This is a genomic window from Prevotella conceptionensis 9403948 (assembly GCF_000312305.1).
In the GTDB taxonomy this organism is placed as follows: domain Bacteria; phylum Bacteroidota; class Bacteroidia; order Bacteroidales; family Bacteroidaceae; genus Prevotella; species Prevotella conceptionensis.
Genome location: NZ_HE999443.1, coordinates 203,248 through 205,923, shown reverse-complemented (window position 1 = coordinate 205,923; position 2,676 = coordinate 203,248). Strand labels below are relative to the sequence as shown.

The 2,676-nt window shown below is 53.6% G+C and carries 2 protein-coding genes; both read right to left on the bottom strand.

What is annotated here, in order from left to right; all coding sequences use genetic code 11:
* Nucleotides 1-1,155 (bottom strand): type I restriction-modification system subunit M (locus tag BN93_RS00665; protein ID WP_019186428.1); only part of this gene is annotated, 1,155 nt, incomplete at its 3' end.
* 240 nt (nt 1,156-1,395) lie between these two features.
* Nucleotides 1,396-2,676: cysteine--tRNA ligase (gene cysS, locus BN93_RS00660; RefSeq protein WP_019186427.1), on the bottom strand; the 1,281-nt coding region annotated here is incomplete at its 5' end.

Below are 2,676 nucleotides of genomic sequence, written 5' to 3'. Positions count from 1 at the left end.
GTTCTTCATTCGCGAGACGTTGTTGGCAAGGAAAAGCATCTGCGGGTCGCCCACATCGGGCACAAAGCGCAGGCCGTTGTGCGGGTCGTAACCCTGCGGCAGCACAAAGCGCGGGTCGGTTATGTGTTGCTTTTCGTTGTCTTTCAGTCCCCAAGCCTGCAAGTCTGTTTTCCAAGGCGTGCCGAAAGGGGGGTTGGAAATGCAAAAGTCGAACTTCATTCCAGGGTGCCCGTCGTTGCTGATGGTTGAACCGCAAAAGAACCTTTCGCGCCTGACGCCGGCGTTGAGATAGGTAAACGAGTTGGTGGTGGACGAGAGCATGAGGTCGGCCTTGCATGTGGCGTATGTTTCGGGTTGCATCTCTTGCCCGTAGAGACTAATCTTTATGCGCTTGCGTTGCTCTTTGGCGATGTCGTCAATGCGTTGTTCGGCGATGGAAAGGATACCGCCCGTGCCGCACGCGCCATCGTAAATGGTGTAGGTTCCGTTACGCAACTTGTTGGCGACGGGCAGCACGGCGATGTCGGCCAACAGCGCAACATAGTCGCGCGGAGTGAAATGCTCTCCGGCTTCGGTAACGCTATTTTCCTCGTTAAACTTGCGCAACAGCTGCTCGAAAAGCGTTCCCATGGTGTGATTGTCCACCCCTGGCAGCCTTTCGTTGCCCTCGGCATCGAGCACGGGGTCTTTTCCGAGGTTTATTTCGGCATCGGTAAACTTCTCGATGATGCGGCCCAAGCGGCCAGTGTCGCTAAGGTTGTCTACTTGTTGTTTCAGCTTGAACTTCTCGATAATGTCTTGTACGTCCTTGGAAAAGCCGTCGAGATACTCCAAGAAGTTTTGTTTTAGGCGTACGGGGTTGGTTTCTCCGCGTAACGTCTTCATGGTAAAGCGCGACGTGTTGCAATAAGCAAGCCCCGTGCAGCGTATGAGCATGCTTTCTTGCTGCGTTTCGTCGACCCCTTGTTCGGTTAGTTGCTGTTTGAGCTGCAACACCTGCTGATGGGTTGGTTCGAGCAAGATGTCGAGCCTTCTAAGCACCATCATGGGCAGGATAATCTTCTTATAGTCGCCCTTGTTGAAGGCTTGTACCAACACGTCGTTGGCAATATTCCATATAAATGTGAAGAGGGTGTTGTATTGGTTGGGGTTCATTACGAGATGTTTTCGGTTTTAATGTATAGCCGCTTGTAGGTGTTTGCACAACCATTTACAGGCCTTTGCATGGCATGTGTTGGCTGTTTGGGGAGTACAAGGCGCTTTGTAGCGCGAGTACAAGATGCTTGTAGTGGGCGTACAAGATGCTTGTAGCGAGTGTACAAGATGCTTGTAGCACCACTACAAGGTGCTTTGTAGTGGGGCTACAGCATGTGGGTGGCGCAATGCTTTGGATGTTTACTTATTCAGTTTCCACGTTGCGCCGTCCTTGGTGTCCTTCACTTCGAAACCGGCGGAGGCGAGTTCGTCGCGTATGCGGTCGCTAGTGGCCCAGTCTTTGTCGGCCTTTGCCTTGGCGCGCAGGTCGAGAACCATGTCTACAACGTGGCCGAAGGCTTCTTCGCGGGCATCGTTGTTGTTGCCGTTTTCGGCTTTCAGACCCAGCAGTTGGAAGGCAAAGAGGCGCATGGTGGCGGCTAATTGCTCCAAGTGTTCGGCCGAAATCTGCGCCTTGTGGTCGATAAGCGTGTTGATAAGTCGGCATGCCTCGAAGAGATGACTTAGCACCATGGGCGTTTGGAAGTCGTCGTTCATGGCCTCGTAACACTTGCGGGGCAGTTCGTTCGCGATGGTTGCCGTGGCCTCGTCGCTGGCTTTGGCGGGCTGAATGCGTTGTAAGTCGGCGATGCCGTTGAGCAATCTTTCGAGTCCTTTCTCGCTGGCTTGCAGGGCCTCGTTAGAGAAATCCACCGTTCCGCGATAGTGGGCAGAGAGGATGAAGAAACGAATGGTCATGGGCGAATAGGCCTTTTCGAGTGCGGGATGCGAGCCGTTGAAGAACTGTTCGAGCGTGATGAAGTTGTGCAGGCTCTTTCCCATCTTCTGTCCATTGATGGTTATCATGTTGTTGTGCATCCAATAGCGCACCATCTGTTCGCCTTCTGCGGCCACGGCTTGGGCTATTTCGCACTCGTGGTGCGGGAAAACAAGGTCCATTCCGCCACCATGTATGTCGAATTGGTTGCCCAGATACTTGCGGCCCATTGCCGTACACTCGCAGTGCCAACCAGGAAATCCCTCGCTCCACGGACTGGGCCAGCGCATGATGTGTTCGGGTTGGGCGCGTTTCCACAAGGCGAAGTCGGCCTGATTGCGCTTTTCGCCCACGCCGTCGAGCTGTCGCGAGGCATCTAAAACGTCTTCGAGGTTGCGGCCAGAGAGTATGCCGTAGCGGTGTGTTTCGTTGTACTTGGCAATGTCGAAGTAGATGGAGCCGTTGCTTTCGTAGGCAAAACCATTGGCGAGGATTTTCTTCACCAACTCTTCTTGCTCGATGATATGACCCGATGCCTGTGGTTCGATGCTGGGCGGAAGCACGTTGAGCTGTTGCATGGCTGCATGATAAGTATTGGTATAATGCTGTGCAATCTCCATGGGCTCAAGCTGTTCCAGTCGCGCTTTCTTGGCTATCTTGTCGTCGCCATCGTCTGCATCGTGTTCAAGATGCCCCACATCGGT